23 protein-coding genes and 1 tRNA gene are annotated in these 23,232 nt (G+C 70.1%); 17 read left to right on the top strand and 7 right to left on the bottom strand.

Features of this window, described 5'->3' with window-relative positions; translation table 11 throughout:
• Positions 1-20: 20 nt before the first annotated feature.
• From CYL12_RS09455 to CYL12_RS09430, 6 genes are all read left to right on the top strand, one after another.
• Complete coding sequence (locus CYL12_RS09455; protein WP_101847380.1) at positions 21-662, top strand: NADPH-dependent F420 reductase; 642 nt, start codon at positions 21-23, stop codon at positions 660-662.
• Between the two features lie 67 nt (positions 663-729).
• On the top strand, positions 730-1,389 hold the full coding sequence (locus CYL12_RS09450) for a GntR family transcriptional regulator (protein ID WP_101847379.1): 660 nt from the start codon (positions 730-732) through the stop codon (positions 1,387-1,389).
• A gap of 99 nt (positions 1,390-1,488) precedes the next feature.
• Positions 1,489-1,734, top strand: a complete 246-nt coding sequence (locus CYL12_RS09445) for a hypothetical protein (RefSeq protein ID WP_101847378.1) — start codon at positions 1,489-1,491, stop codon at positions 1,732-1,734.
• Positions 1,734-2,594: a hypothetical protein gene (locus CYL12_RS09440; RefSeq protein ID WP_101847377.1), complete on the top strand. Its 861-nt coding sequence runs from the start codon at positions 1,734-1,736 to the stop codon at positions 2,592-2,594. The genes CYL12_RS09445 and CYL12_RS09440 overlap by 1 nt, the downstream gene beginning before the upstream one ends.
• Before the next feature lie 113 nt (positions 2,595-2,707).
• Positions 2,708-3,292, top strand: coding sequence for an asparagine synthase (locus CYL12_RS09435; RefSeq protein ID WP_101847376.1), 585 nt, complete (start codon positions 2,708-2,710; stop codon positions 3,290-3,292).
• Between the two features lie 77 nt (positions 3,293-3,369).
• Positions 3,370-3,442 (top strand) — tRNA-Arg (locus CYL12_RS09430).
• A 77-nt stretch (positions 3,443-3,519) separates the two neighbouring features.
• On the opposite strand, the gene CYL12_RS09425 is transcribed toward CYL12_RS09430, so the two are convergent.
• The gene (locus tag CYL12_RS09425) at positions 3,520-4,455 is read right to left on the bottom strand and encodes a LysR family transcriptional regulator (RefSeq protein ID WP_199399096.1); all 936 of its coding nucleotides are present in this window, start codon (positions 4,453-4,455) and stop codon (positions 3,520-3,522) included.
• A gap of 71 nt (positions 4,456-4,526) precedes the next feature.
• Here CYL12_RS09425 and CYL12_RS09420 point away from each other — a divergent pair, with 71 nt between their 5' ends.
• Positions 4,527-6,257: an L-aspartate oxidase gene (locus CYL12_RS09420; protein WP_101847374.1), complete on the top strand. Its 1,731-nt coding sequence runs from the start codon at positions 4,527-4,529 to the stop codon at positions 6,255-6,257.
• A gap of 92 nt (positions 6,258-6,349) precedes the next feature.
• On the opposite strand, the gene CYL12_RS09415 is transcribed toward CYL12_RS09420, so the two are convergent.
• On the bottom strand, positions 6,350-6,622 hold the full coding sequence (locus tag CYL12_RS09415) for a hypothetical protein (protein ID WP_101847373.1): 273 nt from the start codon (positions 6,620-6,622) through the stop codon (positions 6,350-6,352).
• Between the two features lie 134 nt (positions 6,623-6,756).
• Here CYL12_RS09415 and CYL12_RS09410 point away from each other — a divergent pair, with 134 nt between their 5' ends.
• The 5 genes from CYL12_RS09410 to CYL12_RS09390 all read left to right on the top strand — a co-directional run bounded on the left by CYL12_RS09410 (position 6,757) and on the right by CYL12_RS09390 (position 11,272).
• A complete protein-coding gene (locus tag CYL12_RS09410; RefSeq protein ID WP_101847372.1) occupies positions 6,757-8,250 on the top strand; it encodes an L-serine ammonia-lyase, iron-sulfur-dependent, subunit alpha in 1,494 nt (497 codons plus the stop codon).
• Positions 8,251-8,353: 103 nt separating this feature from the next.
• Positions 8,354-9,094, top strand: coding sequence for an AAA family ATPase (locus CYL12_RS09405; RefSeq protein WP_101847371.1), 741 nt, complete (start codon positions 8,354-8,356; stop codon positions 9,092-9,094).
• Between the two features lie 10 nt (positions 9,095-9,104).
• On the top strand, positions 9,105-9,701 hold the full coding sequence (locus CYL12_RS09400; RefSeq protein ID WP_101847370.1) for a TetR/AcrR family transcriptional regulator: 597 nt from the start codon (positions 9,105-9,107) through the stop codon (positions 9,699-9,701).
• 54 nt (positions 9,702-9,755) lie between these two features.
• Complete coding sequence (locus CYL12_RS09395) at positions 9,756-10,541, top strand: ABC transporter ATP-binding protein (RefSeq protein WP_199399095.1); 786 nt, start codon at positions 9,756-9,758, stop codon at positions 10,539-10,541.
• Entirely contained in the window at positions 10,538-11,272 is a 735-nt protein-coding gene (locus tag CYL12_RS09390) for an ABC transporter permease (protein ID WP_101847369.1), read from the top strand. The genes CYL12_RS09395 and CYL12_RS09390 overlap by 4 nt, the downstream gene beginning before the upstream one ends.
• Before the next feature lie 20 nt (positions 11,273-11,292).
• Here CYL12_RS09390 and hrpB read toward each other — a convergent pair whose 3' ends face one another.
• From hrpB to CYL12_RS09375, 3 genes are all read right to left on the bottom strand, one after another.
• Positions 11,293-13,848, bottom strand: a complete 2,556-nt coding sequence (gene hrpB / locus CYL12_RS09385; protein ID WP_101847368.1) for an ATP-dependent helicase HrpB — start codon at positions 13,846-13,848, stop codon at positions 11,293-11,295.
• A 77-nt stretch (positions 13,849-13,925) separates the two neighbouring features.
• Entirely contained in the window at positions 13,926-15,527 is a 1,602-nt protein-coding gene (locus CYL12_RS09380; protein WP_101847367.1) for an SPFH domain-containing protein, read from the bottom strand.
• Between the two features lie 167 nt (positions 15,528-15,694).
• Entirely contained in the window at positions 15,695-16,123 is a 429-nt protein-coding gene (locus CYL12_RS09375; RefSeq protein ID WP_101847366.1) for a MarR family winged helix-turn-helix transcriptional regulator, read from the bottom strand.
• 260 nt (positions 16,124-16,383) lie between these two features.
• On the opposite strand from CYL12_RS09375, the gene CYL12_RS09370 reads away from it, so the two are divergent.
• Positions 16,384-17,430, top strand: a complete 1,047-nt coding sequence (locus tag CYL12_RS09370; protein WP_101848749.1) for an NAD(P)-dependent alcohol dehydrogenase — start codon at positions 16,384-16,386, stop codon at positions 17,428-17,430.
• A 61-nt stretch (positions 17,431-17,491) separates the two neighbouring features.
• On the opposite strand, the gene CYL12_RS09365 is transcribed toward CYL12_RS09370, so the two are convergent.
• Positions 17,492-18,085, bottom strand: a complete 594-nt coding sequence (locus CYL12_RS09365) for a TetR/AcrR family transcriptional regulator (protein ID WP_101847365.1) — start codon at positions 18,083-18,085, stop codon at positions 17,492-17,494.
• Positions 18,086-18,183: 98 nt separating this feature from the next.
• Here CYL12_RS09365 and CYL12_RS09360 point away from each other — a divergent pair, with 98 nt between their 5' ends.
• The 3 genes from CYL12_RS09360 (at position 18,184) to CYL12_RS09350 (ending at position 20,404) form a co-directional block, all read left to right on the top strand.
• Positions 18,184-18,573: a DUF1304 domain-containing protein gene (locus CYL12_RS09360; protein ID WP_101847364.1), complete on the top strand. Its 390-nt coding sequence runs from the start codon at positions 18,184-18,186 to the stop codon at positions 18,571-18,573.
• A gap of 40 nt (positions 18,574-18,613) precedes the next feature.
• A complete protein-coding gene (locus tag CYL12_RS09355) occupies positions 18,614-19,636 on the top strand; it encodes an NADP-dependent oxidoreductase (protein WP_101847363.1) in 1,023 nt (340 codons plus the stop codon).
• A 120-nt stretch (positions 19,637-19,756) separates the two neighbouring features.
• Positions 19,757-20,404: a GntR family transcriptional regulator gene (locus CYL12_RS09350; RefSeq protein ID WP_101847362.1), complete on the top strand. Its 648-nt coding sequence runs from the start codon at positions 19,757-19,759 to the stop codon at positions 20,402-20,404.
• A 60-nt stretch (positions 20,405-20,464) separates the two neighbouring features.
• Here the strand turns inward: CYL12_RS09350 and aspS are convergent, their stop codons facing one another.
• Positions 20,465-21,766, bottom strand: coding sequence for an aspartate--tRNA(Asn) ligase (gene aspS / locus CYL12_RS09345; RefSeq protein WP_101847361.1), 1,302 nt, complete (start codon positions 21,764-21,766; stop codon positions 20,465-20,467).
• A gap of 357 nt (positions 21,767-22,123) precedes the next feature.
• Between aspS and CYL12_RS09340 the strand changes: the two genes are divergently transcribed.
• Complete coding sequence (locus CYL12_RS09340) at positions 22,124-23,143, top strand: TerC family protein (RefSeq protein ID WP_101847360.1); 1,020 nt, start codon at positions 22,124-22,126, stop codon at positions 23,141-23,143.
• The last annotated feature ends 89 nt before the right edge of the window (positions 23,144-23,232 follow it).

Raw genomic sequence — 23,232 nt, 5'->3', positions numbered from 1 at the left:
CGGCTGACGTTGGCCCGAGCATGACAACTCTCGGAATCATCGGAGCAGGCAACATCGGCAGCCAGATCGCCCGTGTGGCGGTGGCCAACGGCTATGACGTCGTGATCGCGAACTCGCGGGGGCCGGAAACGCTCGCCGACCTCGTCGCGGAGCTCGGACCGCAGGCGAAGGCGGCGACGGCGGACGAGGCGGCCGCGGCGGCGGACGTCGCCGTGGTGACGGTACCCCTGCACGCCATCGATCAGCTCCCCGCCGCACCGCTCGCCGGGAAGATCGTGCTCGACACGAACAACTACTACTTCGAGCGCGATGGGCACATCGAGGCGCTCGACAAGGGCGAGACCACGACATCCGAGCTCGTGCAGGCGCAGCTCCCGGAGTCGAAGATCGCGAAGGCCTTCAACCACATCTACGCCGCGGACATCACGACGGATGGCGCGCCGGCCGGTACGCCGAACCGTCGCGCGCTGGCCACCGCCGGTGACGACGCCGAGGCCGTGGCCTTCGTGACCCGCTTCTACGACGAGGCCGGTTTCGACACCGTCAACGTCGGCGCGCTCAGTGAGTCCTGGCGAGTCGAGCGCGATCGCCCGGCGTACGTCGTCCGGCAGAACGCGGAGGAACTGACCGCCAACCTCGCGCGCGCCAACCGCCTGCCCTGAGTCGCCGGCGCCCCGGTCTGGGATACCAAACTTGGCCAATCCCGGGCCGGGGTGCGACAATGCCCGGATGGCGGGGGCTGTGGGGGAACGTGGGGAACTCGAGTCGGTCAGGGTCACGAGGATCCTCCGAGACGACATCGTGCTGGGTCGGCGTGCTCCGGGGTCCCGGCTCGTGGAGCGCGACATCGCTGCGGAACTGAACGTCTCGCGGCTCCCGGTGCGCGAGGCCATTCGCACGCTGGTGGCGGAGGGCGTGGTGGTCGCGCGGCCCCGCACCTGGGCCGTGGTGCGGGAGTTCACGCACGACGACATCCGCAACTTCGCCGAGGTGCGGGAGGCGATCGAGACCCTCATCTTCGTCTTCGCGGCCGAACGGCACGACGGCGCTGGCCTCGCCCTGCTCCGCGGCGCCTACGAGCAGGAACTCGCAGCGGCCCGGGAAGGGGACGCCGAAGCGGCTCGAACGGCGGCCGCGGCCTTCCATGAGATCGCCGTCGATCTGGCCGGCAACGAGATGCTCGGGGAGCTCGTCGCGGTGTTCCTCACCCGGCTGCGCTGGTTGTTCGGGCAGCACGATGATCTCGTGGCGATGGCCGAGGAGCACCGTGTCATCCTCGACGCGGTCGCCGACCGCGATGTGGAGGCTCTCCGACGGATCGTCCCTGCGCACCTCGCCAGCGGACACTCCGCCGCCGAACGCCGGCTGGCGCGGACCGCGACGGGCTGAGGCGCCTCCGCGAAGACGCACCCCGCTGAGCCGAACCCCGGTTGTATCCTTGTCCGGTCGGAGTCGGTCCGGTCTGTTCGCGCTGTCCTGGGGAGCGAGATGCGAAGTCTTGCTGTCGTCATCGGGGGAATCCTCCTGCTCGGTGGTGCCGCGCTCGTCGCGGTGGCGGACCAGCAGCGTGCCGCGGACCTCGCCGCCGTGCGGGCCGAGATCGACCGGATCGAGCAGGTTCTCGACGAGTCGCAGGCGGCGAATCTCGCTCTCGCGGAGCGGCTCACGGAACTTCGGTCCCGGATCGCGGAGCAGGACACCGAACTGTCGGACACGACGGGCTTCCTGCCGTGATGCGTCGCGTGCTGTCGGTGACGTTGTTCGCGGCCGTGCTGTTCGGGGCTGCGGTCGTCGCGCGGGCGGACGCGCTGGATGACGAGCGCGCGGAGGCTCTCGCGGAGCTCTCCGTCCTGGCGGACCTTTCGTATGACGCCGCTCAGCGCACCGATCACCTGTCCGGGGCGGTCACGCAGGCCGAGCAGGACGCGGAGGATCGGGCCGCGGTGCTGGCGGTGCGTCCTGCGTTCCTCGATGAGCTCTCGACCCTGTCCGCGGTCCTCCGTGGTGCCGATGGCAAGGTCGACACCGCGGCGCACCTCGCTGCGGTGCGATCCGTCCAGGAGGCGGTGCGCGCCGAGCGTCACGACCCCGACACCGTGATCGCGGCGACCGCGACGGTCGAGGCGCTCACGCAGAAGGTCGGTACCGAGGTCGCCGGGTGGCAGGCAGCCCAGCATGCCGGTCCCGCAGGCCCGGCATGGTCGTCGAGCGGGCCGGACGGCTACGCGCGGGTGCGCGCGGCTCTCGACAGGGTGGGCGGCGGGGGCGTCGGATTGTACGAGTCGTCGTCGTGTGCGGGCGGCACCGCTCCGGCCTGCGCCAACAGCAACGGTTACATCAAGTACCGCGCGGATATCGCCCGGTGGAGCGACGGACGACTGAACTGGGCGATGGCGCATGAGCTCGCCCACATCTACCAGTTCCGGGTCTGGGGCACGCTCACCTCGTCCAGCGCCTACGCGGCGATGTTCGGCGGCGATCCGGAGTTCCTCGCCAACTGCATGGCCGTCGTGCGGGGTTTCCCGGGTTCGGTCGGGTGCTCCGCCGAGCAGCAGACCTGGGCGTCGGGCATCTGGGTGGGCGTCGTGAGCTGAACCCCCGCCCCGCAGAATGCCGATGTCGGACGTCTGCGGCATGCTGATCCGGAGCACATCCGGCCGAGACTGCGCGGCATCGATACCGGTACGCTCGAAAGAAGGAGGTGCCGGTGGGACGGACTGCGGATGCCATCGCCGAAGGCGTCGCGATCGCGACGGCCGCTGCGCGCCTCGCCGTGAAGAATCACATCCTCATCGGCACCATCGCGGAGGACGGCGTCTTCGACCTCGACAAGTACGTCGAGGATGCGAGGGCTGCGCTCGGGGCGATGGCGGAGGAATCCGAGGAGGCCGCCGCGACGGTCACCGCCCTGCGGAAGCGGGCCCGCGGTCGGCATTCCGATCCGGTCGGCACCCACGACTACCGGGATCGCGACGTGCGCAATCTGCGGCGGCGGGCGAAGCAGTCGCTCGGCGTCGCACAGCGCCTGCGCGAGATGATGGACGATCGGCCGCACCTCGAGAGCATCGTCGAGGAGGCGCGCGCGGCAGCCTGGGCCGATGTGCGGCACAATCTCGACCGCCGACTGCGCGTCGAGGGCATGCGGCCGGATCAAGACCCGGACTACGCGCGCATGCGGGAGGCGCGCATGCAGGCGCTGCGGCTGGTCGACCTCCAGGCCCTCTCCTCGCAGCAGCGGGCCAAGGAGAAGCGGCGGAAGAAGCAGGAGAAAGCAACCGCGAAGGGCGGGTGAGGCCTCGTTTCGCTTTCCTGTCCGGTCTGTTGTAGGCTGGTCGTCGGCCCGCTGAGCGGTAAAGCACCGCGGGTCCTGCGCCTCTAGCTCAATGGATAGAGCATCTGACTACGGATCAGAAGGTTGGGGGTTCGAGTCCCTCGAGGCGCACACTGTGTTGAGACAGTACGAAACCCCCGTCGCGGAAGCGGCGGGGGTTTTCGCTGTCTCCGGGAGGGATGCTCCGGTCAGAGCAGGCTGGTGATCGCGGGATCGCGCTCCGCAAGGTCGGCCGCTGTGGCCATGATCGCCGAGCGCATCGCGGCGACCGCGACCGCCGGGGTGACGTCGGAGCGGTGCGCGAGGCTGATCGTCCGGGACATCGCCGGGTGCGCGAGGCGCGCCGATCGCAGGGCGGGGCGTTCGTAGAGCACCATGGCGGGGACCACGGCGACGCCGACGCCTCGTTCGACGAAGCGCAGGACCGCGTCCATCTCGGCACCTTCGAGAGCGAGGGTCGGGGTGAGGTCGGCGGCCCGGAAAGCGGCGTCCATCGCGGCGCGCAGCTCATAGCTCTCATCGAACTGGATCAGGGGCAGCGTGGCGAGGTGTGCCAGGCTCACGGAGGGGCCGTGAGTGACCGGAGGTGCCGCCGCCGACGAGATCACCACGAGTTCCTCGGCGAGCAGGGGCACGTGCGTGAGGCTGACCCCCGCCGGCACCGGACCCTCGGACTGCGTGACGAGGGCGATGTCGACGGCGCCGACGGCGAGCTGCTCCACGAGCAGTCGCGAGCCGCCCTCCGTGAGGTGGAGGTCGATGCCGGGGTGGGCGGCATGGAACGAGCTGAGGGCTTCCGCGACGAGGCTGATGCAGAGGGTGGGCGGGGCGCCGAGTCGCACCCGGCCGCGGCGGAGTCCGGCGAGCTCGGCGACCTCATCGCGGATGGCGTCGGCCTCGGCGAGCATGCGCTGCGCGCGGGGGAGGACCGTCTCTCCGGCGGCGGTCAGGGCGATATGACCCCGCGCGCGATGGAACAGCTCGGCGCCGAGTTCGCGCTCGAGAGTCGAGATCTGACGGCTCAGGGACGGCTGGGCGAGGTGGAGGTGCTCGGAGGCGCGGGTGAAGTGGCCGAGGCGGGCGACTTCGACGAACCCGCGGAGCTGCTCGAGGTTCATATCCATAGCGTACCCGCATGGTTTCCAGACCAACTATGCATTGGAGTTATTAGGACCGCCTAACTAGCGTCGAGAGCATGAATGCACCCGAACGACAGATCTCCACCACGGTCCTCGTGATCGGCACCGGAGGCTCCGGGCTCCGCGCCGCGATCGAGGTCGCCGAGCACGGTGTCGACGTGCTCGCCGTCGGCAAACGTCCGCGACAGGACGCCCACACGTCGCTCGCGGCCGGTGGCATCAACGCCGCTCTCGGCACGATGGACGCCGAGGACAGCTGGCAACAGCACGCCGCGGACACGATCAAGGAGAGCTACCTCCTCGCCAACCCCCACACGGTCCAGATCGTCACCCAGGGCGCCGAGCGCGGCATCCGCGACCTGGAGCGCTGGGGCATGGACTTCGCCCGCGAGGGCGACGGCCGCATCTCGCAACGTTTCTTCGGGGCGCACACGTACCGGCGCACGGCGTTCGCCGGCGACTACACCGGCCTCGAGATCCAGCGGACGCTGGTCGCCCGCGCCGAGCAGCTCGACGTCCCCATCCTCGACAACGTCTACATCACGCGGCTGCTCGTGCGCGACAACGTCGTCTTCGGCGCCTACGGCTTCGACCAGGCGGATGGCACGCGCTACCTCATCCACGCGGATGCCGTGATCCTCGCCGCCGGTGGGCACAACCGCATCTGGCGGCGGACGTCGTCGCGGCGTGACGAGAACACCGGGGACTCCTTCCGACTCGCGGTCGAAGCGGGAGCTCGGCTTCGCGATCCCGAACTGGTGCAGTTCCATCCGTCCGGCATCATCGAACCCGAGAACGCCGCCGGCACGCTCATCTCGGAGGCCGCGCGCGGAGAGGGCGGCATCCTCCGCAACGCCCAGGGGGAGCGGTTCATGGCGAAGTACGACCCCGAGCGCATGGAGCTGTCGACCCGCGACCGCGTCGCGCTCGCCGCCTACACCGAGATCCAGGAGGGACGCGGCACCGCGAACGGCGGGGTCTGGCTCGACGTGTCCCACCTGCCCCGCGAGACCATCATGACCCGGCTTCCGCGCGTCTATCAGACGATGATGGAACTCCAGATGCTCGACATCACGGCGGAGCCGATCGAGATCGCACCGACCGCGCACTACTCGATGGGCGGCGTCTGGGTGCGGCCCGACGACCACCAGACCGACGTTGAGGGGCTCTACGCCATCGGCGAGGCATCGAGCGGGCTGCACGGCGCGAACCGCCTCGGCGGGAACTCGCTCATCGAGCTGCTCGTCTATGGCCGGATCGTCGGGCAGGCCGCTATGGCCCATGCCGCGGGGCTGGACGCCCAGCGCCGGTCGGCGGAAGCGGTCGCTGCCGCCCGTGCCGAGATCGACGACCTCCTGGCCGCGGAGGGGCGCGAGAACGTGCGGGCGTTGCAGCGCGCGATCCGCAACCTCATGACGGAGTACGCGGGGGTGGTGCGGTCGGAGGAGGGGCTGCAGGCCGGCCTCGCGGACCTCGACATGATCGAGGGGCGGATGGAGGACGTCGGCATCCACCCGGACATCGCCGGATTCCAGGACCTCGCGCATGCGTTCGACCTCAAGGCGTCCGCGCTCGCCGCCCGGGCCACGCTGGAGGCGGCGCGGGAGCGTCGGGAGACGCGGGGATGCCACAACCGCAGCGACTTCCCGGACACCGATCCCACGCTGCAGGTGAACCTGGTGTGGTCTCCGACCGCCGGCGTGAGCCGCGAGGAGATCCCCGCGATCCCCGACGAGATCGCCGAGCTCATGCGCGACGTCGACACGACCGGCAAGCTCGTCGAGTAGGCACGCCGAGACCCCGACTCCGCGTCGAGACCCCGCCCTGCAGACGTCTGCAGGGCGGGGTCTCGGCGGTAGGGCGGGGTTTCGCGGAGGGATCAGTCGACGCCGATGCCGACGGCCTCGTGATCCGGTTCCGGGTCGTCGCGCTTCGGGGCCTTCGGCTCCTCGCCCGGAGCCTTCTCGGTGCTCGGCTCCTCCAGCTCCTCGGTGCTCGGCACCTCAGCGGGGTCGGCGTCTTCCGGGGAGTCCGCCTGCTCCGGCGTCGTCGCCTCGCCCTCCGTAGTGTCGGAGGCCGGGGTCGGGGTGGGAGTCTGCGCTTCGGGCGAGAGGTCGTCGTTCGCGGTCGGTTCGGGAGTGGTGTCGGTCATGATCGTCCCTTTCTGCGATTCGTCCCCTCAGCCTGCCTCGCCCGCGGCGCGAGGTGAAGGGCCTTGACGCGGGGGCGCCGTCGCGCGGTTAATCCTGGTGAACCGGTTTCGGGAAGTCGGCGTAGCCTGGAGGGGTGACAGCGTACGTCTCGGCCTTCGACCTCTTCTCCATCGGTGTCGGCCCGTCCAGCTCGCACACCGTCGGACCCATGCGGGCAGCACTCGACTTCGCGCGGCGGCTCTCCGCTTCAGACGAGCTCGACCGCGTCGGCCGCGTGGAATGCACGCTGTACGGCTCGCTGGGCGCCACCGGCATCGGCCACGGCACCCCGGATGCGGTGGTCGCCGGGCTTCGGGGGCTCGCTCCGGAGACGTGCGACCCGGCAGCCGTCCGCGCGGCCTGGTCCGCGTACCCGGAGGGGGAGCCGCTGCAGATCGACGGTGCCCACGCGGTGCCGTTCCAGAAGGACGACATCGTGTTCGCGCCGCGGACCCGCCTTCCCGGGCACCCGAACGCCATGACCCTCATCGCCCGCGACAGCGATGGCCGCACGCTCTTCGAGCAGACCTACTATTCGATCGGCGGCGGATTCATCCGGCGTGAGGGGGAGGAAGCGCAGCTCTCCACCGGCGCCTTCCCGCATCCCTATGCCGATGTCGCCTCGCTGCTCGCGCTGTGCGATGAGCTCGGGCTGTCCATCGCCGAGGTCGCCCGCCGCAACGAGACCGCGTTACGAAGCGAGGAGGAAGTCGCCGCCGGCCTCGACGCCATCTGGGACGCGATGTCGGGCTGCGTGGACGCCGGGCTCCACGCCGACGGCGTCCTGCCCGGGATGCTGCAGGTGAAGCGCCGCGCGGGCACGATCCGCGGGCAGCTGGAGGCGGTCGAAGCCGACGGGCACCGCGAGCTGCCCGGCGAGTGGCTCGGCGCCTTCGCGCTCGCCGTGAACGAGGAGAACGCAGCGGGTGGCCGCGTCGTGACGGCTCCCACCAACGGCGCGGCGGGTATCCTCCCCGCGGTGGCGATGTACTGGTGGCGTTTCCTCGCGGACTCGGGCCTCGGCGCCGGAAACGCGGTGACGCCGTACGGAGAGCTCGTCGGGAGTGCGCTGCTCGGGTTCGACGGAGCTCCGCCGTCCGCCCCCGCGCTTGCCGGGGAGGATGCGGAGATCGCGGAGGCCAACCGCCGCCGAGGTATCCGCAGGTTCCTGCTGACGGCCACGGCCCTCGGGTCACTGTTCAAGGCCAACGCGTCGATCTCCGGCGCCGAAGGCGGCTGTCAGGCCGAAGTCGGCTCCGCCTGCGCCATGGCCGCCGGCGGGCTCACCGCGGTGATGGGCGGCACGAACCGGCAGATCGAGAACGCCGCGGAGATCGCGATGGAGCATCACCTCGGCCTGACGTGCGACCCCATCGGCGGACTCGTGCAGATCCCGTGCATCGAGCGCAACGCGATCGCCGCCTCGACCGCGGTGACGGCGGCGCGACTCGCGCTCCGCGGCGACGGCAGCCACTACGTGTCGCTGGATGCCGTCGTCGAGACGATGCGGCAGACGGGTGCCGATATGTCGACGAAGTACAAGGAGACCAGCGAGGGCGGCCTGGCGGTGAACGTCATCGAGTGCTGACGTCGCCGACCCGCCCCTTTTCGCGCGCCCCGGCCCGTTGCGTGCGCACGGAGAGGGGTGGCTGGCACGCAGAGGGGTGGGTCGACGGAGGAGGAAGAGGAATATGCGGCAGCAGCCGGTCGTCGCGGTGCGGCCGAACGAGGAGGCGCCGACGCCGGATGGGACGTGGCCGACGAACATCCCTGCCGTCGCCCAGGTGCTGCGCGAGGGACTGGATCTGCGGCCGGGGGTGACCTTCCTCGTCGGCGAGAACGGCAGCGGGAAGTCCACCCTCGTCGAGGGCATCGCGATCGCGTACGGTCTCTCCCCGGAAGGCGGTTCCCGGCAGGCTCGGCACACCACGCGGGCGACCGAGTCGCCGCTGTCGGATTGGCTGCGCCTCCAGCGCGGTGTCGGCGCGCACCGCTGGGGTTTCTTCCTGCGGGCGGAGACGATGCACTCGTTCTACACGTATCTCGAGGAGAATCCCTCCCTACGTGGCGACGTGCCCTTCCACGAGATGAGCCATGGGGAGTCGTTCCTCGCTCTGCTCGACAGCCGTTTCGACGATCCGGGGTTCTACTGCTTGGACGAGCCGGAGGCCGCGCTGTCGTTCCATTCGACGCTCACGCTGATCGTCGTGCTGCAGCGCATCGCCGACGAGGGCGGCCAAGTGCTGTGCGCCACGCATTCCCCGGTGCTCGCGGCGCTTCCGGGTGCCGACATCCTGGAGGTCGGGGAGTGGGGGCTCCGCCCGGCCGCCTGGGAGGATCTCGAGATCGTGAATCACTGGCGCTCGTTCCTCGGGCAGCCGCAGCGGTATCTTCGGCATCTGCTCGGTGAGCGCGGATCCGCGGAGCCGTAGGCTGACGGGCATGACCGAGCAGAAGGCGCCGAGACGACGCGGGCGCCCGCGCGGCGGCACCGACTCCCGCGAGCGCATCGTCTCCGCGGCCGTGGACGAGTTCGGGGCGCAGGGGTACGACGGCGCCACCGTGCGGTCGATCGCCGCCCGCGCCGGAGTCGACTCCGCGCTCGTCCATCACTATTTCGGTACCAAGGCCGACCTGTTCGCGGAGGCCGCTGGAATCCCCTTGCGCCCGGACCTCGACGTCCCCGAGATCCTCGCCGGGCCGAAGGACGAAGCGGGGGCCCGGCTCGTCCGCTATGTGCTCGACGCGTTCGAGAAGCCCGACGTGCGCCGCCGCGGCGTGCTCCTCCTGCGCACGGCGATCGGCAGCAGGCTGACGACCCCCTTGCTCGCCGGCTTCCTCTCCCGCGAACTGCTCACGCGCGTGGCGCGACGCCTCGATGCGGAGGACGCCGACCTCCGTGCCGCCCTCGTCGCCTCGCAGATCGCCGGCATGCTCATCGGCCGCTACGTCCTGCAGCTTCCCGCGCTCGCCGGAGCCTCCGTCGACGAGCTCGTTCGCCGCGTCGGCCCCACCGTCCAGCGCTACCTCTTCGACTGACGGCCCGGGTGATGGCCGTTGACGCCCGATGAGGCGAGGCGGATAATTCATCGCATGATGAATAATGCGGCCGTCGAGATCACGCAGCTGCGGGTGCGGCGTGGGGCCGTATCCGTGTTCGACGGCATCGCCCTCGCCGTACCCCGCGGGCAGATCACGGGTTTGCTCGGCCCCTCGGGGTGCGGCAAGACCACGCTCATGCGGTCGATCGTCGGTGTGCAGCGGATCGCGTCCGGCGACGTGGCCGTTCTGGGCGAGCCGGGCGGGTCCCGCCGGCTCCGGCACCGTGTCGCGTACGGCACCCAGGGCGCCTCGGTCTACGGCGATCTCAGTGTGCGGCAGAATCTCACCTACTTCGCCGCGCTCCTGAAAGCGCCGAAGGGTGATGTCGACCGGGTCATCCAGGAGGTCGGTCTCGACGCGCAGGCGACCCAGCTCGTGGAGGCGTTGAGCGGCGGCCAGGCGACTCGGGTGTCGCTCGCGATGGCGCTGATCGGCTCCCCGAAACTGATCGTGCTGGACGAGCCGACGGTCGGTCTCGACCCCGTGTTGCGGGCGGAACTCTGGACCCTGTTCCGCCGCCTGGCCGACCGGGGCGTCACGCTCATCGTCTCGAGCCACGTGATGGACGAGGCGGTGCGGTGCGACCGGCTGCTTCTGATGCGGGAGGGGAGGATCATCGCCGATACGACGCCGTCCGCACTGCTCGCCGGCACCGGCACGACCGACGCCGAGGCCGCGTTCCTGGCACTGATCGAACGCGACAGAGCGGCCGGCATCGCGACCACCAGGCGCGCACGCCGAGGAGCGCAGGAACGCCAGGAGGAGGACGGGGCATGAACGGCCGCCGACTGTTCGCGACCGCCGGCCGCGTGCTCACGCAGCTCCGGCACGACCCGCGGTCGATCGCCCTGATGCTCATCGCTCCGAGCCTTCTCGTCGGGCTCTTCGCCTGGCTGTTCAGCGAGCAGGACGGTGTGTTCGATCAGTTCGGCGGTGCGATCCTGGCGCTGTTCCCGTTCATCGTGATGTTCCTCCTCACCTCGATCACCACCCTGCGCGAGCGCCGTTCCGGCACGCTCGAACGGCTGATGACCACGCCGCTCGAGAAGGCCGACTTCATCCTCGGGTATGCGCTCGCGTTCGGGATGATGGCCGTGCTGCAGGCGGTGATCACGGTCTCGTTCGCGGTCGGGGTGTGCGGGCTCGACGTGGACGGGCCGCTGTGGCAGCTGGGTCTCGTCGCGGTGGTCGGTGCCCTGCTCGGCACGGCGTTGGGGCTCCTGGCGAGCGCGTTCGCCCAGACCGAGTTCCAGGCGGTGCAGTTCATGCCGTTGCTGGTGTTCCCGCAGATCATCCTCGGCGGTCTGTTCATGCCGCGCGACCAGATGCCCGACGTGCTGTACGCCATCTCCGAGTGGCTGCCGCTGAGCTACGCGATCGACACGATCAACGCGGTCGCGGCGGGGGACGAGGGCTGGGACGTGTTCGGTCCACTGCTCATCGTCGGGGCCTTCGCCGTGGGCGCGCTGGTGCTCGCCGCCCTGACCCTGCGGCGGCGCACGCGCTGATCCGGAGTCCGGACCGCGGCTCAGCGTGCGGCGCGGTTCGTGGTGTGCTTCGTCGGCGCCGTGGCCCAGGGATCCTCGGGCCACGGGTGTCGGGGGTAGCGGCCGCGCATCTCGGCGCGCACCTGCGCGTAGGGACCGGACCAGAAGGAGGCGAGGTCGTCGGTCACGGCGAGCGGCCGCCCTGCGGGGGACAGCAGGTGGAAGAGCACAGGAACGCGGCCGTCCACGAGCCGCGGAGTCTCCGCCCAGCCGAAGCACTCCTGCAGCTTCACCGCGACGACGGGCCGTGCCGTCGGATCCCCGTCGGGCTCCGGATAGGTGATGCGCACGCGGGAGCCGCTGGGCACGTCGAGCCGTTCCGGGACGAGCGCATCGAGGTACACGGCTTCGGGCCAGGGCAACAGGCGGCGGAGAGCGGACGTGAGGTCCAGGCGGCCGACGGGGGTGCCGGATGCCAGCGCGTCGAGCTCCGGTGCCAGCCACGCGTCGAGCGATTCGAGGAGACCCGCGTCCGACACATCGGGCCAGGGATCGCCGAGCTCGCGTCGCAGCAGCGCGAGTCGGCGGCGCAGGGCCTCCGCCGCCTCGGACCAGGTGAACATGCCGAGGCCGTCGCGTCGGACCGCTCGGCCCACGGCATCCCGGCCTTCTGAGGCTGACGGTCGCACCGGTACTGAGGAGCGCAGGATCGCACCGATCCGGCGTTCGCGGCGGGCCTGCACGCGGCCTCCGACGAGTTCCGCCTCGACGCGGTCGCTCATCAGGGGACCCGTCGCGCGCTCCACCTGCTCCTCGGTGAGGGCCGCTGCGGAGCGGATGACCGCACCGGAGCCGGCTGCTGTCCGGGATGAGGCTCGGGCGACGTCGGCCACCGCGAGCCATTCCGACGCCGCCAGAGGGCCGCTGACCCCGGCTCGAGTGCCGGACGCCAGCAGGAACGTCGCTCCCGACCCCGAGTGCTCGACGCGGCGGGCGACACGCTCGGGGAAGGCCAGCGCGATCACGAGACCGACGCCGTCGAGACCCGCGCGGGTGTCGGGTGTCGTGTCGATCAGGCGCTCCAGACGACGCGCATCCTCGCGCCAGCGGCGGGCGTCCGCCGTTCCGCCGCCCCGTAGCGTGACGAGAGTGCGGGCGACATCGGCGTCCGGGACCCGCTGGTCGCCGCCGAGAAGCGCCACGACCTCGGCGGCGATCCGGCTCCCCACCACGGGACTGCCGTCCCGCAGCGCCCTGGCCAGCCGCGGGTCTGTCGGAATACGGGCCAGAACGCGGCCCTCGGCCGTGGCGCGCCCGTCGTCGTCGATCGCTCCGAGACCGCGAAGCACCGCGACGGCGTCGGCCAGGCTGTCGGCTCGCAGCGGTTCGATCAGCCGCAGGCCTGCTCCGCCCGGGGCACCCCAGCAGGCGAGGAGGAGGGCGGCGTCGGTGAGGTCGGCTGTGGCGATCTCCGGGGACGGGCGCACGGGAGCCGCAGCATAGGTGCGCTCATCCACACAGCGGACGACGATGCCGGCGCCCTGCCGCGTGGCCCGTCCGGCACGCTGCACGCACGAGGAGCGGGAGGCGGCGGTGGTGACCAGACCTGTCATGCCGCGGGCGGCGTCGCGCTGCGGCTGCCGGGATAGGCAGCTGTCCACGACCAGCCGCACACCCGGCACCGTGAGAGAAGACTCGGCGAGCGAGGTGGCGACGATGATGCGGGGCGGGGCCTCCGGCGCACGACCACGGATCACGGCGTCCTGCTCCGCCGCCGGGATCTGGCCGTGCAGCTCCCGGACGTCGAAGGCGCTGGTCCGGTCCCGGACGCGTCGAGCGATCTCCGTCACCTCGCGCGCGCCGGGAGCGAACACCAGCACATCGGCTTCGGGGTCTTCGCGGAGCAGCTCGGCGGCGGCGGAGGTCGCGACGCCCGCAACGTGATCGAGGAATCCCCGGGTGACTCCCCGCTCGTCGAGACGGGGCGCGGGACTCGGGGCCCACCGTTCGGTGAGGGGGAACGCCGGAACGTCATGGTCGACGATCGGCGCGGGGGACTCGTCGGTGCCGATGACGGCGGCGAGCCGGGCAGCATCGAGGGTCGCGGACATCGCGACGACCACGAGGTCTTCCCGCAGCTCGCGCACCTCGGAGAGCAGACCGATCAGGAGGTCGGTCTCGAGGGCACGCTCGTGCACTTCGTCGATGATGACCGCACTCACACCGTCGAGTCCCGGGTCGTCCAGCATCCGTCGCAGGAGCACGCCGGCGGTGACGAATTCGACCCTCGTGTCCGGCCCTGCGGTGCGCTCGCCGCGGACGGTGAATCCCACCCGGGAGCCGAGCGGGGAACCGTCGAGCTGTGCGAGTCGGCGAGCGGCCGCGCGCGCGGCGATCCGTCGCGGCTGAGTCACGATCACGCGGCCGGTGGTTTGCGAGGCGAGGAGCGGCGGGACGAGCGTGGTCTTGCCCGTGCCGGGCGGCGCGGTCACGACCACGGATCCGCTCGTGTCCAGGGCGGCGGAGAGCTCGTCGAGGGCGCCCGCGAACGACAGACCGGAGCCGATGGCTGTGAGGTCGAAGGCAGCGCGGGTCACCCGTCCAGTTTGCCCGGTCCGAGAAACAGCGGATGCCGCGACCGAATCGGTCGCGGCATCCGCTGGTCGCGTGCTGTCTACTCCGCGGCGGCAGCCGGCGGAGCGGGCGGCGGTGGAGTGGTCGGCGCGGGCGTGCGCGACGCCGGGGCGGACGCCGATGCTTCGGCGACTCCAGCCCCGAAGCCGCGGCCGACGGCCTGCCCCTGGATGATGCCGGCGAGGTCGAGTCCGGTCGCGGAGTGCACGCTGTCGAAGACCGAACGCAGAGCCTTCGCGCTGTCGGCACCGACGACGTTGGACGCGCCGTCCTCGCTGGATCCGCCGACGATCGAGACGCTGCCGATGGCGGCGTAGCCCTTCGCGAACTCCGACATGATCGATGGCAGCACCTCCAGTACGCGCTGCGAGAGGAAGGCATCCTGGTTGGAGGCGATGGCCTTCGCCTCGGCCTCGACAGCGGCGGCACGGGCTTCACCTTCGGCGCGGATCGCCTCGGCCTCGGCATTGGCGCGAAGCCGACGGGCCTCGGCCTCCGCCTCCGCCTGGGCGCGCAGCGCATCCGCGTCACCGGTGGCCTTCGCGATCGCGGCGGCAGCCTCACCGTCGGCACGCGCCTTGTCGGCTTGCGCCTGCTGCTCAGCGATGCGGGTGCGCGCCTCGGCCTGCTTGACCTGCTCGATCGCCGCCGCCTCGGCCGCGCGCTCACGCGTGTAGAGCTCGGCCTGCGCGCGGGTCTCCGCCTCGTATCGCTGTGCGTCGGCGACGCGCTTGACGTCGGCATCGAGCTGCGCCTGCTTGTTCTCGGCCTGCTGCTGCAGCACGGCCTGCTCGGCCTGGGCGCGGGCGAGTTGCTCGGCCTGCTCCGCCTCGGCGCGTGCCCGGCCGATGCCGGCGTTGGCGTTGGCGGTGTTGGTGTCGAGGGCGGTCTGCTCGACGAGGTTCGCCTCCTGGTTGGCGATGTTCTTCTGGTTGATCGCGCGGTCGGCGTTGGTCTGCGAGATCTCCGCGGCCTGGCGCTTGGCCTGGATCTCCGGCGCACCGAGGGACTGGATGTAGCCGACCTTGTCGGTGATGCCCTTGATCTGGAAGGAGTCCAGGATCAGGCCCTGCTCCGCGAGCTCCTGGGAGACGTCGGCGGCGATCTGGTCGGAGAACTTCTTGCGCTCCCGCATGAGCTCCACGACCGAGAGCGTCGCGACGATGCCGCGCAGCGCGCCCTCGAGCTGCTCGGTGGTGAACTGCTCGATGGCCTTGTCCTGGGAGGCGAAGCGCTCGGCGGCGCGGCGGACCAGCAGCGGGTCGGAGCCGATCTTGACGATCGCGACGCCGTCCACGTTGAGCGTCACGTTGTCGAGCGACTGCGCCTCGGCGTTGAGCGACACCTGGCGGGACCGCAGGGAGATGATCTCGTGACGCTGCGTGATCGGGTTGACGAGCGACTTCCCGTTCACGATCACGGTGACGGGCGACTCCGACATCTCGGAGCTGCTCGTTCCGTCCGCCGACACCACCGCGCGCTGCACTTTCTGCTTGCGTCCGGAGATGACGAGCGCTTCGTCCGCTCGAGCCACCTTGATCCAGCTGCGCGCGAACAGCAGCAGGATCAGCAGGACGACGATCGCAGCGACGACCGCGATGCCGATGATGATGAGGATGCCGACGATTCCGGCGATCTCCATGGATGACCTCCCTGGTTCCCCCCGAGGGGGCGGTCCGATATGCCCACGGTCGATGTGGGCGTTCGCAACCACCCTGCCAGAAAAGAGACCCCCGCCACCGCGTCAGACGCCATCATGCTGGTATCGGTGGACGTTCCTCCCGCCACCCCGCCTGTGGAGGGAGTGCGTCAGCGGGTGCGGAGCTTCTCCGCGAGGTCGCGCAGCAGTCGCAGTTCGTCGTCGTCGAGCCGCGACATCCGGTCGGCGATCGACCGGCCGTGCACCGTGGCGAGCGCGCGGAACGCCCGGGCGCCTTCGTCCGTCGCGCGGATCAGGGCGCCGCGACCGTCGTCCGGGTCGGCGCACTTCGCGACCAGTCCGCGCGTCACCATCCGGTCGACGAGCCGGGAGACGCTCGGCTGGCTGATGAGCATGTTGGCGGTGATGTCGCGCAGCCGAGCGGTCATGTCGGGCGCCCGCGTGACGGTGAGCAAGACGTCGTACTCGGCCTGCGTGATGTCACCGTGGTCGAAGTCCGCCGACATCTCGGTGAACAGTTCGTGCTGCGCGCGGAACAGGCTTTCCCAGGCCTCCAGCGCGAGCTTCCGATCGGTCATCCTCACAGAGTACCGGGCGCAGTAAAGGGCCGGTCGGAGAGGCTCCCGACCGGCCCTTGTCCCTTGCACCAAGAGTGTCCTGCAATCACATGCGGTGGATGCCACAGCAAACATTCACCGTGCGATCACTGTATAACGGCGAGGTAACGAATGCAACGGTTTGATCACGATGAATCGGGCGGATACTGGAAGGGACGGTTTCGAGAGCCCCCGCCTCCGCACCGCGCGGCAGACCTCTCGACGCCAGAAAGAAGATGCTCATGAAAGCTCTCCGCTACGTCGAGATCGGCAAGCCCCCCGTGGTGGTCGACATCCCGATTCCGAAGCCTGGCCCCGGACAGGTCTTGCTCAAGATCACCGCGGGTGGTGTCTGCCACTCCGACGACTACGTCATGGGACTCCCCGAGAAGGACTACCACGAGCAGGGCTACCCGCTGCCGTTGACGCTCGGACACGAAGGTGCCGGCGTCGTGCACGAGATCGGCGAAGGCGTCGACTCGACGCTGAAGGTCGGGGACGCCGTGGCCGTCTACGGTCCGTGGGGCTGTGGCCGCTGCCACAACTGCTCGATGGGCAAGGAGAACTACTGCACGAACGCCGCCGCTGAGGGCATCCGTCCCCCGGGGCTGGGCAGCCAGGGGTCGATGGCCGAGTACATGATCGTCGACGATGCTCGTCACCTCGTGCCGCTCGGTGACCTCGACCCCGTACAGAACGTCTCGCTGACCGATGCGGGCCTCACCCCGTACCACGCGATCAAGAACTCGCTTCCGAAGCTCGGCGCCGGCACGTTCGCCGTCGTGATCGGCACCGGCGGTCTCGGCCACGTCGGCATCCAGATCCTCAAGGCCATCTCGGGTGCCACCGTCATCGCCCTCGACGTGAACGACGAGAAGCTGAAGCTCGCCACCGAGGTGGGCGCCGATCACGTGCTGATCAGCGATGCGTCGGCGGCCGAGAAGATCCGCGAGCTCACGGGTGGCCTCGGCGCGAACGCCGTGTTCGACTTCGTCGGAGCGAACCCGACGATCGCCCTGGCGCAGAGCGTCGCCGCGCTCGAGGCCGACATCACGATCGTGGGTATCGGCGGGGGCAGCATGACGCTCGGCTTCGGCTCGATCGCCTACGACGCCGCCGTGCGCATTCCCTACTGGGGCTCACGCGCCGAACTGATCGAGGTGCTGGACCTCGCCCGCGCGGGCAAGATCCACGTCCAGACCGAGAGCTATACGCTCGACGACGGCCCGAAGGCCTACGAGGACCTCGCGTCGAACAGCATCCGCGGACGCGCCGTCATCGTCCCCTGACGTCGGCGGGGGAGCGCCCGGGAGGAATCACCTCCCGGGCGTTCTTCGTGCGTGGGCAGCCTCAGCCGCGGCGGCTCCGGTCGGCGAGGAGGGCGAGCGCCGCGTCGATCGCGCTCGCCGCGGCGTCGGGGGCCACGCGGACGAGGGCGAAGGCGGAGACCACGAGTCCCGTGCAGGCGTCCGCCAGGGTGTCGACGTCCGTTCCCGCGAGCTCGGGGTGAGCGGCCCGGACGCCGCGGCCGAACGCCTCTCGGAGCTCCGCGCGATAGGACGCCACGACTCGGGCGACCGCGTCGTCGGTGCCGATGGGGGCGGCGGCGGTGTTGACCAGCAGGCAGCCGCTCGTCGCCGGGAGGCTCCCCGCGGTCAGCAGCGCCGCACGGAGTCCGCCGAGATAGGTGTCCAGGGCCTCCGGCGCCACGGTCTCGCCCGTCAACGGGGCGAGGCGCGGGCGGATGACCTCGTCCAGGTAGCTCTCGACGGCGGCGTCGAAGAGTCCGCGTTTGGAACCGAAGGCGTGATAGATGCTGGAGCGGCTGAGGCCGGTCGCGCGCTCGAGCTCCGGCAGCGGCGCGCTCTCGAAGCCGCGCTCCCAGAACACGCCGCGTGCCGCGCGGACCGCTTCCGCGGTGTCGAAGGTCTGTATGCGCCCCATGCGCCCTGCTCCTGCTCTTTTGTGAATCGCTTGATCCAGTATATATTGGAACGACCGATACAGAATGCGCGGCGCTGCTGCGTCGAAGGGGGACTGCCATGATCATTGCCGGACTCGTGCTCGCAGGCATCGCCGCGCTCGTGCACGTCTACATCTTCTGGCTGGAGTCGTTCGCCTGGACCAGCGCGCGCGCTCGCCGCACGTTCGGCACCGGCACGGCCGAGGAGGCCGCACGACAGAAGGAGCTCGCGTTCAACCAGGGCTTCTACAACCTGTTCCTCGCGATCGCCGTCCTCCTCGGCATCGTCCTCTTCGCCACGGGAGCGACGGCCGTCGGCGCGACCCTCGTCTTCACCGGCGCCGGATCGATGGTCGCCGCGAGCCTCGTGCTGCTGCTGTCGAGCCCTGACAAGGCGTCCGCCGCCGTGAAGCAGGGCGTCATCCCGGCGCTCGGCGTCATCGCGCTCGCCATCGGCCTCCTCGTCTGAGTCCGGCCGCAGCACCCCTAGATCCCCACGAAGGAGAGAAATGTCCCACGCCACCAGCACCCAGATCCAGCTCGCCCGCCGCCCCGAGGGGTGGCCGACCCACGACGACTTCCGCACCGTCGAGGTCGAGCTGAGCGATCCGGCGCCGGGAGAGGTGCGCGTGGCGAACGAATTCGTCTCCGTCGACCCCTACATGCGCGGGCGGATGAACGACGTCCGCAGCTATGTCGCCCCCTATGCCCTCGACGAGGTCATCGCGGGCGGCGCCATCGGCCGGGTCGTCGCCTCTGCCGCGGACGACCTCCCCGTCGGCACCGTCGTGCTGCACCAGCACGGCTGGAGCGATGTCGTGCAGGCGGACGCGTCGACCTTCCGCGCCGTTCCCGAGGTGCCCGGCATGCCGCTGTCGCTGCGCCTGCACATCCTCGGCATGACCGGCCTCACCGCCTACGTCGGCCTCACCGCGATCGCCGGACTCGCCCCGGGCGACACCGTCTTCGTCTCCGGCGCCGCCGGTGCCGTCGGCACGGCTGTCGGTCAGATCGCCAAGCTCCTCGGCGCGGGCCGCGTGATCGGCTCGGCGGGCTCGCCGGAGAAGGTCGCTCTGCTGACCGAGAAGTACGGCTACGACGCGGCGTTCAACTACAAGGACGGCCCGGTGCGCGAGCAGCTCGCCACCCTCGTGCCCGAGGGCGTGGACGTGTTCTTCGACAACGTCGGCGGCGACCACCTCGAAGCCGCGCTCGACGTGATGAACGACGGTGGCCGGATCGCACTGTGCGGCGCCATCACGAGCTACAACTCGACCGAGCGCGTGCCCGGGCCCGACAACATGGCGAACATCATCACGCGCGGGCTCCGTCTCCAGGGCTTCACCCTGGCGAACTACCTGCACCTGTCGCCGGAGTTCACCGAGAGGATGACCCGCTGGTTCGCGGAAGGGCGGATCGCCTACGACGAGACCATCGTCGACGGGATCGAGAACACGGTCGACGCGTTCCTCGACATGATGCGCGGAGCGAACACGGGGAAGATGCTCGTGCGGGTCGCGCCCTCCGCCTGACGTTCGGAGGGGGCCGCCCGCGCATTTGAGATATATTGCTTGAGACGTAGAACTTCACTCTCCATGACCCCCACTGGAGGCAGTGTGACACTCTCTGGCGGCCCCCTCGAACGCCGGTCGATGAGCGACGAGGCTTTCGTGCGCCTGCAGGATGCGATCATCAGCGGCGAACTCCAGCCCGGCGAGCGCCTGCGCGACTACGAGCTCGCCGAACGCCTCGGCACCTCGAAGACGCCGATCCGTCATGCCCTCGACCGCCTGGCCGACAACGGCCTCGTGGAGATGCAGCGCAACCGGTACACCCGCGTGGCCCCGATCGATCTGGAGCGCGTGCGGAACGCGGTCGACCTGTTCGGCGACATCTGGATCGGCTCGGTCCGTCACGTCATGCCGGTGATCCAGGACGACGATGTGGCCTATCTCGTCGAGCTGGCCGACGACATGGCGGCGTCGGTGCAGGCGCGGGACATCATCGCGTTCGGCGCGGCGCTCCGCAGCGCGGCGACGGGTTTCGCCCGGATCGAGGGCAACGCCACGCGCGCCAACTCCATCGAGCGCCTCGGGCCGCAGATCCGTCGCTTCACCCAGCACGCGAAGGACGCCGTCGACTGGTCCGCCGTCGAGGAGTTCGTCGGCGCGATCCGCGAGGCGACGTCCGAGCGCGACGCGGTCAAGACCCGCGCCGTGCTGGTGACCTTCTTCGACGAGACGCTCCCGGCCATCATCGACAGGGCCGAGCAGTCGGGGCTGGCCGAGATCACGGAGTGATCCACCGCTGACGAACGAGGGCGACCGCACACCGCGGTCGCCCTCGTCGTGTCCCGGAGGCTACGGCGTGAGGCGATGGACGTCGCGCGGGAACAGCGTCACCTCACGCACGTTGGCCGCCTCGACCAGCCGGCCGACCCAGCGCTCCAGCCCGATCGCGAAGCCGCCGTGCGGAGGCATCCCGTGCGCGAACGCCTCCAGGTAGCCGGCGTACGCCGAGGGCGCTTCACCGCGAGCCTCGATCGCGGCGACGACCTCGCTGTGCCGATGCAGCCGCTGCCCGCCGGTCACGAGCTCCAGACCGCGGAACAGGAGGTCGAAGCTGTTGCTCCCCTCCGCGTCGTCGGGCTGCGGATGCGTGTAGAACGGGCGTTTGCGCATCGGGTAGCCCTCGACGGCCAGCACGTCGCTGTCGAACTCCTCCTTCGCCCACGCCCCGAGCGCCCGCTCGTGCGCCGGGGAGAGGTCAGGCTCGTCGGCCGGAGCGCCGACAAGGCGCAGTGCGTCGCGGAAGTGCACGACGGGGATGTCCTCGGGGATGACGGGGAGCGTCACGTCGAGCAGCGCGAGCTCGTCCGCCGCGTCGGTGCGGATGCCGTCGAGCATGCCGCGCAGCACGGCGCCGAGGAGGTGCAGGACGTCGCGGTGGTCGCGGATGAACCCGAGCTCGACGTCCAGCGACACGTACTCCGACAGATGCCGCACGGTGTCATGGGGCTCGGCTCGGAAGACCGGCCCCACCTCGTAGACCCGCTCGAACACGCCGACGAGCTGCTGCTTGTAGAACTGCGGGCTCTGCGCGAGGTACCCGGTGGTGCCGAAGTAGTCGACGGGGAACACGTTCGCCCCCGACTCCGTCACGGTGTCGACGATCTTCGGGGTCTGCACCTCGGTGAAGTCCGCGGCGTCGAGCACCCGGCGGAACGCGCGCACGCTCGCCGCGGCGATCTGACAGGTCGCGCGGCGCGCGGGGTGGCGCCAGGTCACCGCGGCGTGGTCGAGCAGCGTCGGCAGGCTCGTCTCGAGCGTCGGGCGCCACAGCTCCACGACCGGCGGTGCGGCCGGCTCCGACAGGCTCTCGATCTGCGGGTCGACGATCTCGACGCCGCCGGGGGCCTGCGGGTTTGCGGCGACGGTCCCCGTCACGCGGACCACCGTCTCCTCGGGAGGGAGGCCGTCCGTCGGAAACTCCGCGGCACGGACGACGACCTGTGCGAGGCCCGAACGGTCGCGGATGATCAGGAAGGCGACGGTGGCGAGTTCCCTCCGGCGATGGACGTGACCGAGCAGGGTGACACGGCGGCCGGGAACGGCCTCGGCGAGCTCCGCGGCGAGAGTGCGGGCGGGGTCGGGTGATCTCATTTCTCCTCCAGGTTGTGGGAGCCCTGGAGGTGTGGGCGGGGGCCAGATCGCGGTGCCACCACACCTTCGCCGGTGAGAAGCCGGCCTCTCGTCGGTACGCCGGACGCGCGGGGACCGCCTGCCCGGAGGCCGGAGGTCGTCACGCTCCGGCGGTCGCCGCGTCCAGTCTAGGGGCGCTCTCGGCAGATCCACAGAATCGCTCGGGCACCGTCTCGTACCCTGGATTATCCAAGGGGAGTACTCCGACACGGTCGGGTCGTCATTACGGATGCCTCTGCATCCCGGCCCACCGGTCCCGCTCGGCGGGATGGGGAAGACTTTGGCGCTGTTCCGTCACGCCCGAGTCTGGAGTACCCGTTGGAAATCACCCCCTTGATCTGGGTCATCACGATCGCGGTCACCATCGCGTTCTTCGTGTACGAGTTCTTCGCGCACGTCCGCAAGCCGCACGAGCCGAGCATCGGCGAGTCCGCACGCTGGTCGATCTTCTACATCAGCCTCGCGCTGCTCTTCGGCGTGGGCATCGGCATGGTGTCCGGCTGGACCTACGGCGGCGAGTACTTCGCCGGCTACCTCACGGAGAAGGCGCTGTCGATCGACAACCTCTTCGTGTTCCTCATCGTGATGACGGGCTTCGCGGTGCCGAAGATCTATCAGCAGAAGGTGCTGATGATCGGCATCGTGATCGCGCTGATCCTCCGCGGTGTCTTCATCGCTGTCGGTGCGACCCTCATCGAGAACTTCTCCTGGATCTTCTACGTCTTCGGTGCGCTGCTGCTGTTCCTCGCGTACCGCCAGGCCTTCAGCAATCACGAGAGCAACCCCGCGAACGGCCGCTTCATGACCTTCGTCCGTCGCCACCTCCCCGTCAGCGAGGAGTACAACGGCGACAGGCTCACGGTCGTCCAGAAGGGCAAGCGCTACGTCACGCCGATGCTGCTGACGATCATCGCGATCGGCTTCATCGACCTCGTCTTCGCCGTCGACTCGATCCCCGCCATCTACGGCCTCACCGACCAGGCGTACATCGTCTTCACCGCGAACGCGTTCGCTCTGATGGGTCTGCGTCAGCTGTACTTCCTCATCGGCGGGCTGCTGGAGCGCCTGGTGTACCTGGCTCAGGGCCTCGCGGTCATCCTCGCGTTCATCGGCGTGAAGCTCGTGCTGCACGCCCTGCACGTCAACGAGCTGCCGTTCATCAACGGTGGTGAGCCGATGCTGTGGGCGCCCGAGATCCCGATCTGGTTCTCGCTGCTCTTCATCGCCGCGACCATCGCGGTCGCCACCGTCGCGAGCCTGATGAAGACGCGCCGGCACCGCAACGCCGTCTCTTCCTCGACCGATTCCACCCCCACCATCGACAAGGAGCACTCTTGAGCGCGCTGCGCTGTTCTGACTCTTCGGACTCTGACAGTACGAGCACCCGGTTCATCCCGGGTGCTCACCCCGCCACCGAGGAGGTCGCC

Origin of the sequence: Zhihengliuella sp. ISTPL4 (assembly GCF_002848265.1) — a bacterium.
In the GTDB taxonomy this organism is placed as follows: domain Bacteria; phylum Actinomycetota; class Actinomycetes; order Actinomycetales; family Microbacteriaceae; genus Microbacterium.
This window is presented reverse-complemented; position numbering and strand designations above follow the sequence as displayed.

Bases quoted from the DNA above. Each gene is read 5' to 3' on its own strand.
- CYL12_RS09455 (WP_101847380.1), top strand. From the start codon at position 21: ATGACAACTCTCGGAATCATCGGAGCAGGCAACATCGGCAGCCAGATC.
- CYL12_RS09450 (WP_101847379.1), top strand. From the start codon at position 730: ATGGCGGGGGCTGTGGGGGAACGTGGGGAACTCGAGTCGGTCAGGGTC.
- CYL12_RS09445 (WP_101847378.1), top strand. From the start codon at position 1,489: ATGCGAAGTCTTGCTGTCGTCATCGGGGGAATCCTCCTGCTCGGTGGT.
- CYL12_RS09440 (WP_101847377.1), top strand. From the start codon at position 1,734: ATGCGTCGCGTGCTGTCGGTGACGTTGTTCGCGGCCGTGCTGTTCGGG.
- CYL12_RS09425 (WP_199399096.1), bottom strand. From the start codon at position 4,455: ATGGATATGAACCTCGAGCAGCTCCGCGGGTTCGTCGAAGTCGCCCGC.
- CYL12_RS09420 (WP_101847374.1), top strand. From the start codon at position 4,527: ATGAATGCACCCGAACGACAGATCTCCACCACGGTCCTCGTGATCGGC.
- CYL12_RS09415 (WP_101847373.1), bottom strand. From the start codon at position 6,622: ATGACCGACACCACTCCCGAACCGACCGCGAACGACGACCTCTCGCCC.
- CYL12_RS09405 (WP_101847371.1), top strand. From the start codon at position 8,354: ATGCGGCAGCAGCCGGTCGTCGCGGTGCGGCCGAACGAGGAGGCGCCG.
- CYL12_RS09400 (WP_101847370.1), top strand. From the start codon at position 9,105: ATGACCGAGCAGAAGGCGCCGAGACGACGCGGGCGCCCGCGCGGCGGC.
- CYL12_RS09395 (WP_199399095.1), top strand. From the start codon at position 9,756: ATGATGAATAATGCGGCCGTCGAGATCACGCAGCTGCGGGTGCGGCGT.
- CYL12_RS09390 (WP_101847369.1), top strand. From the start codon at position 10,538: ATGAACGGCCGCCGACTGTTCGCGACCGCCGGCCGCGTGCTCACGCAG.
- CYL12_RS09380 (WP_101847367.1), bottom strand. From the start codon at position 15,527: ATGGAGATCGCCGGAATCGTCGGCATCCTCATCATCATCGGCATCGCG.
- CYL12_RS09375 (WP_101847366.1), bottom strand. From the start codon at position 16,123: ATGACCGATCGGAAGCTCGCGCTGGAGGCCTGGGAAAGCCTGTTCCGC.
- CYL12_RS09370 (WP_101848749.1), top strand. From the start codon at position 16,384: ATGAAAGCTCTCCGCTACGTCGAGATCGGCAAGCCCCCCGTGGTGGTC.
- CYL12_RS09365 (WP_101847365.1), bottom strand. From the start codon at position 18,085: ATGGGGCGCATACAGACCTTCGACACCGCGGAAGCGGTCCGCGCGGCA.
- CYL12_RS09360 (WP_101847364.1), top strand. From the start codon at position 18,184: ATGATCATTGCCGGACTCGTGCTCGCAGGCATCGCCGCGCTCGTGCAC.
- CYL12_RS09355 (WP_101847363.1), top strand. From the start codon at position 18,614: ATGTCCCACGCCACCAGCACCCAGATCCAGCTCGCCCGCCGCCCCGAG.
- CYL12_RS09350 (WP_101847362.1), top strand. From the start codon at position 19,757: ATGAGCGACGAGGCTTTCGTGCGCCTGCAGGATGCGATCATCAGCGGC.
- aspS (WP_101847361.1), bottom strand. From the start codon at position 21,766: ATGAGATCACCCGACCCCGCCCGCACTCTCGCCGCGGAGCTCGCCGAG.